Source organism: Bacillus sp. MYb78, assembly GCF_002975115.1.
GTDB classification, from domain to species: domain Bacteria; phylum Bacillota; class Bacilli; order Bacillales; family Bacillaceae_G; genus Bacillus_A; species Bacillus_A cereus.
In genome coordinates, this window is record NZ_PCOB01000048.1 from 1 (window position 1) to 6,256 (window position 6,256).

The following is a 6,256-nucleotide window of genomic DNA, read 5'->3' on the forward strand; positions in this document are numbered from 1 at the left end:
CAACATATTTTTCTACATAAAAGTATCTTTTTCCGTTTGCTTTGTAATTTGTTAGGAATGCCAAAATGATAATCTCCTCTTAGTTTTTTTAGAGTTAAAAATACATTTTAAAAGATTAAATTTTAAGTTATATATTTAATTTTAACTCTAAGGGGTTAAAATTTCAATTAAAACAAATAAAATTAAATAATAAAACAATATATTTTATTTTTAAGGTTAATATTAAATGTGAATATATAAAAAATAACCTTAATATTATTTAATTTATGTTTTATTTGTATAAAAGTATCCTTGTAAGTAAAATGGTATGTACATTGAATGAAAAGGAGTATGAAAAATGAAGGTAGTAAGTAATATTCGTATGATTATGGCGAAAAAGAATATAGATAATATTTCGGATTTGGTGAGAATAACGGGAGTAAGTCGTAATTCTATTAATAAGTTGTGGCACAATGAGAATGTGTCTTCTTTAAAATTAGATACATTGATAACGATCTGTGAGAAGTTGGATGTTGAGTTATTGGATTTAATTGAATATATTCGAGATGATAGTGAGACAAAATAATTTAGGGGCTATTTTAGCTTTAGATAGCTTGTGTATGATGAAAGCATATTTTTGCTAATCGACAATGAGTTATATTCACATATGTTTTTTTTGTAGGGCTATATGTGTATTTAAAGTTTTGATTTCTATTTGTTATTGTATGAATATGGTTTGAATGTGGTAAATGAAATTATAGTCTTGCTAGGTGCGTCAACACCTTGGAAGATGAGCGGTACTGGCATACTTCGTGATTTCATTGATAGTAGTGCAGTAAAGTGATGGAATTGATGAGTATTGAAAAAGAGTTCCTGTTTGGGGGCTCTTTTTTTATTTGTTACTAAGTATTTTTAAATAGTGAAGGTGCTACACTATTTAAAAATACAGAATATTAAAAACTTTATATATCAACTGTTGAAAAGTTAGTCTTATACAATAGCATGATAACATGATAGAAAATAAAATATAGATAATTTTGGAAAAGGAGAAGATTCTATGAATGTTCAACTAGGAAACGAACAAATTACAAAATTATTAAATGATTGGTATCAAGAAATTCGAGCGCAACACATTATTAAAGCAAAACAATTAAAACAAAAGATTGAAAAAGAAATTAACAACATAGAAGAAGACCAAAATTTACTTTTATATTATTCACTTATTGATTTGAGATACAAGATTCTTACAAACGACTATGCAGATAGAGAACAATCTTTAGAAAAAATCGAACAATTAAAAGAACACACAAATAATTTTTTAGATTACTATTATCATTTCTTTAAAGGCATGCATGCAATGAAAACAGGAAATTATAGTGAAACTCAAAAATATTATGATATAGCAGAAAAATTACTAGAAGAAATTCCTGATGAAGTAGAAAAAGCTGAATTTAATTATGCTGTTGCAACTTTCTATTATCATACTCATCAAGCCTTATTAGCAACTCAATATGCTAACAAAGCCAAAAGTTTTTTTAGTGGGAAACTAGGATACGAGATTAAAACCGGAGCATGTGAAAACACACTTGGTATGGCTTGTATTACATTAAGGGAATTTTCTGTTGCAGAAGAATACTTGCTTTCCGCAATTAATAAATTTGAAAAACACAGTGAAAACAAATTAGCTTTAATCGTACGTTATAACTTAGGTCTTTTATATGCAGATCAAAATCTTTCTGAACTTGCAATCCGTTATCTTCTTGAATCCTTTGAAAATCAAGAAGACGATTACAAAACAATGTTTTTATTAGCACAAGAATATTACAAGTTAAAACAAACAAATACAGTAAACACATATATTGAAAAAGGGCTAAATGTTTGTAACCAAGAATATAAAATTCATTTCTTATTTTTACAAGCATTAAACAATAAATTATCTACTGAACAATTAGAAAAAGTCATGTTAGACGCGATTCCATATTTTGAAAAACAAAATCTATGGAAATACATACAAGATTATACTGAAGAATTGGCTATAAGATTTTATGAAGAAAAGAATAAGGATAAATCTAATGAATATTTTTATAAAAGTTACAAAGCTAAAAGAAACTTATTAGAAAGGGAGTCATTGAAATGATGAAAAAATTTAGTCTGATACTAATAGGGGTAGCATGTACAACAGGTATTTTCTTTTCCCAATTCAATAATTCCATTCAAACACATGATGCTAAAGAAAAAAATGATATTATTCAACAATATGCACATGGAAAAGATATTTAAAAGCAAATTCCAACAATTAGCAATCGACCTAAATATTAGGATTATTAACAAAATATTGAATTATATGTAAATTAAGTTTATTATCTATTTTGAATAATAAACTTAAGGGGATGAAATTTATGAAAAAAATTAGTATTGAGAGAAGTAATTGGAGAAAAACATATAAAAAAATGATTCCAGTATTGTTAGTCGGAGGAATATTGGCAGGAAATGTAGCATTTGTGACAAATAATGTTTTTGCGGCAACTACAAATAACAACAATATAATACAAACGAAACAGTCTCTCGTTTCTGGTCAAGATGAAAAGAGCATTAATGAATTAGCAGAAGCGTTTCAATTTATGCATGAAGAAGCCGCTATATATAATAATCAAGGTGAAATTGTTGATTTTGATTTTAATAAAATAGAAGCGAAATATGGGAATGATGTTGGTTTAGATGCACTTAAACAACAAATTAAAAAAGATAAAAGTGATATTGCTGGTTTATCTTTTACAAGTTGCATGAAAGATGCTTTATATGACTTTTTTGGAGTAAATGCTGTACAAGCCGCATTTAATGGTGGATTGGCATATTATCTTGAGAAAAAATTATGGAAAGAAGCGGCTAAAATAGGCGTTAAATTCTTTATAGGAAGTAGCGTAGCAGGTTTAGCGGCTACTTTAGCTTATTATGGAGGTAAGTGTGCAATTTATGGATAAAAGTTCAATTTTAAAACAAATGTATTTTATTTTATTTCCGGTAACACTTTTTCTATCTCTAAATATTTATCAATGGATTGTTAAAAGTGATTACTCATTTACAGGATATATAATCCAAAATTTAATTATTGTAGCATTAGCGTTAGTAGCAGCTATCATAGCTTATTTAATTACTAAAAAAAATATTTAACACATAATGTTAGTCTAAATAACAGAAAATTCTAACCCTTATTCTTATTTTGTATTATACTGGTTATGTACAGGTAAAATGGTTTACAAGTTAATTTTTCCTCGTTTCAAAAAAAGTCCATTCTTTTCAAAAGAATGGACTTTTTTCTTGTTATATTTGCTGTAACTATTAAAAGGGCATCAAAACGATCTACAAAAGCCTCAAGACGACCCACAAACCATCTTTAAACGGTCTCAAAACGAACTACAACCCGAAAAAACGCATCCCAGTTTTTTTAGGTTTAATTTTAAGCGCATACCAAGCGCATATAGGCGCATACGGGACACATACAAAGTGCCGAAAAACGCATATAGGTCGCATACAAACGGTAGAAATACATCCCTAAAAATAGAGTGATAGAAACCCAATAGGCACAGCCTATTTCACCACTTTTTTTGCAAAGTGGGATTCGGTTTCCTTATGCTCTTTTTTTATTTTTGCTTTTTAAGGGTCTTATAATCGTTTTTAAGTATTTTAGGATGTTGGGTTTCTTAAGGGAACTAGAAGTTCCTAGAATGGATTCTGAGCGTTCTGAGGTGTATTTTTCTATGGATTCGATATTGGAATTGCTCTAGGAATAGTTGTCGTTTTATTCTGTGGCTGTTCCGACAGTGGTTCTCATAAAGAATATGATTGTATCAATAGATTTGATGATGTTTGAAAAATAGAGAATAGTTGAAGCTCTTCCTGTAAAACAAAAAAAATTATGTTTGTAGAGGAAGTAGTCATTTCACTACAAGAAAATTCCCATAGATCGGTGGCGAGTTGAAAAATGTTGAAGGTTGGCGAGGACATTTTACGAGGACGCGGGAATGGCTTTGTCATTGTTGGGGTTAATAGTTTTTAAGAAAAGTTGGTTAGTAGCTGAAAAAAATAGGGAAGATTGGCGAGGATGTATTGCATGGCAGCGGGACATGTTATGTAGTCGTGGTGAATATAAAAAGAGACTTTTTAATACATGGATGTCAACTGTAAAAAGTTAGAGGTAGTTGTATGATGTTTGTCCAACGGTAAGCGGAACGAAGTGAGCATTAAGGAGTGGACGAACCCACTGTGCCCAGAACCCTCTTGGAACTCCAAAACGTTAGCCGTTTTGGGGATGCCAACCGGCGAGGGAGTCCCTCAAGGATTGAGGGGTTGGGGAGTTCGATTGAAAGGGGTCAAGGGGAAGAGTTTCCCTTGTGGGTTTGGGCAAAGCCCATGATTTTTTTTGCCATGCTTGTTATGGCTCGGCGGTAGCCGAAATGTCCCGAAGGGCACACGTGTTTACGCAGTAAACTGTAGTGTGCTACTGTTTACATGGAACTACCCCCGAAAAAAAGGAGCGAGGCCCATGTCGAAGTTCGTGATTTGCCATATGCAAAAATTTAAGATGAGAGATGTGAAAGGATTACAAATACATAATCAACGTGAAAAAGAAAGTCATTCCAATTCAGATATTATTCAAGCACGAACGGAACAGAATTATGATCTGATTCATGACAAAGAAAAAGTGGATTATAAGAAATTAATTCAAAATCGAATTGATAATGGTGTTGTATCTAATCGTGCAATTCGGAAAGACGCTGTTGTTTGTTGTTCGTTCATGATTTCGGCTAGTCCGGATTATATGAATTCTTTATCTCAAGTGGAACAGAGACGATTCTTTGAAGAGTCTCTTCGTTTTTTGAAGGGGAGATATGGAGAAGAGAACTTTGTGTATGCTTCCGTACATGTTGATGAAAAAACACCTCATATGCATGTGGGTATGGTTCCAGTTAATGAAAAACAAAAACTATCAGCGTATTCATTTTTTAAAAACAAATCAGAGTTTCATGATTTACAAGATAAAATCTATGAACATGTGAAAGAAAAGGGATTTGATATAGAGCGTGGTGTTTCTAGTGATAGAAAACATTTATCGACGCAGCGGTTTAAAGCGGTGACTTTACAACAAGAAATAGAAGAACTAGAGCAAGAAAAGAAGGGAATAGATAGTCGTCTTCATGATTTAAAAATGTCTTTAGATCAAGCAAAAAGTGTGGATGAGATCCCAGTTAAAGAAAAAGGTGGGTTTATACGCTCTAAAACGGTCGAGATTACCTCGGAAGACTTCGAAAGTATAAAAGTATTAGCTAGGTCGTCGGAAGCCCTTAGAGAAGATGTTAGACGCCTTAAAAACGAATCAGGTGTAATTACACGTGAAAAAGATGGGCTGTATAGAGAGAAATGTATTTTAGAGGGGCAAATAACAGAATTGAAAAGAGAGAATCGAGGATTGAAGGAAGAGAATGATTTCTTTAAGAAAACGTTGGAACGAGTGAAAGAGTTGTATAAAGAAAAGCTTCCTGAATTGGCTGGGGTGATTGGTTACGTTAAGGGGAGTATATTGGACAGGATGAATTGCAAATTTTTAAAACGATATTTTACTAGTGATGATGAAGTGAGAGGCGCTCAAAAGTTTTTGAATCATAAACAAGAGCATGAAGAACAACAAAAGAGATTAAAACAAGTGCGAAGTAGCCAACAGAAAAATCGGGACCAGGGATTGGAGAGATAGTGTGGTTCTGTTTGAGTTTTTTGTTTTTTAGATTTATAGCGTTAGCGGAATTTGTTTTTTATAACTTGCTTAAGATGAGTATGTTTCTCAGATGTTTTATCCGTTAAAAAAAATGGTTTTGAACGAAAAAAAATGCCCCTGTCCACGGAGTGGATTTAGGGGCATTTTTTTATGATTTTTCGTGTTCGAAAAATCGAGTTTTTTCTTTCTTTAATACATAGGTAACTATTTCGGCAACGAAATTGATGCCTATGTATTCTTTTAGCCCTTATGTATCAAGGGTTTGTAAAAAAAAAGACTTGCTTTTTCAGGCGGATAGATTTATCATTTTTAGTGTCGAATTAAAAATCATAAATACCACGAGAGGAGCAAGTCCAAAAAAAGGATTCGTACACCCTTTTTTATATCGAATATGAAATTCAGAAATTAGAAATTCTGATGTTTTTCAGATAGGACTAATATATCAAATATGGCAAAGAAAAATCAAGATGAAATCACTGGTAAATTACAACCTAAAAAGAAACAGAA

At 31.6% G+C, this 6,256-nt stretch carries 7 protein-coding genes; all 7 read left to right on the top strand.

What is annotated here, in order from left to right:
- Positions 1 to 337: 337 nt before the first annotated feature.
- The 7 genes from CQ064_RS32500 (at position 338) to mobV (ending at position 5,728) form a co-directional block, all read left to right on the top strand.
- Complete coding sequence (locus CQ064_RS32500; RefSeq protein ID WP_000869869.1) at positions 338 to 565, top strand: helix-turn-helix domain-containing protein; 228 nt, start codon at positions 338 to 340, stop codon at positions 563 to 565.
- Between the two features lie 471 nt (positions 566 to 1,036).
- Positions 1,037 to 2,116 carry a response regulator aspartate phosphatase gene (locus CQ064_RS32505; protein WP_001102658.1) on the top strand — a complete coding sequence of 360 codons (1,080 nt, stop codon included), beginning with the start codon at positions 1,037 to 1,039 and terminating at the stop codon, positions 2,114 to 2,116.
- Positions 2,113 to 2,259, top strand: a complete 147-nt coding sequence (locus CQ064_RS33865; protein ID WP_000976019.1) for a hypothetical protein — start codon at positions 2,113 to 2,115, stop codon at positions 2,257 to 2,259. The genes CQ064_RS32505 and CQ064_RS33865 overlap by 4 nt, the downstream gene beginning before the upstream one ends.
- A 119-nt stretch (positions 2,260 to 2,378) precedes the next feature.
- Positions 2,379 to 2,960 (top strand): hypothetical protein, encoded by a 582-nt coding sequence (locus tag CQ064_RS32510; protein ID WP_000723966.1) that lies wholly within the window; start codon positions 2,379 to 2,381, stop codon positions 2,958 to 2,960.
- Entirely contained in the window at positions 2,953 to 3,150 is a 198-nt protein-coding gene (locus CQ064_RS32515; RefSeq protein WP_000361625.1) for a hypothetical protein, read from the top strand. The genes CQ064_RS32510 and CQ064_RS32515 overlap by 8 nt, the downstream gene beginning before the upstream one ends.
- An 851-nt stretch (positions 3,151 to 4,001) precedes the next feature.
- Positions 4,002 to 4,172, top strand: coding sequence for a hypothetical protein (locus tag CQ064_RS33870; RefSeq protein ID WP_001218510.1), 171 nt, complete (start codon positions 4,002 to 4,004; stop codon positions 4,170 to 4,172).
- Between the two features lie 350 nt (positions 4,173 to 4,522).
- Complete coding sequence (gene mobV / locus CQ064_RS32520) at positions 4,523 to 5,728, top strand: MobV family relaxase (protein ID WP_000033305.1); 1,206 nt, start codon at positions 4,523 to 4,525, stop codon at positions 5,726 to 5,728.
- Positions 5,729 to 6,256: the final 528 nt, after the last annotated feature.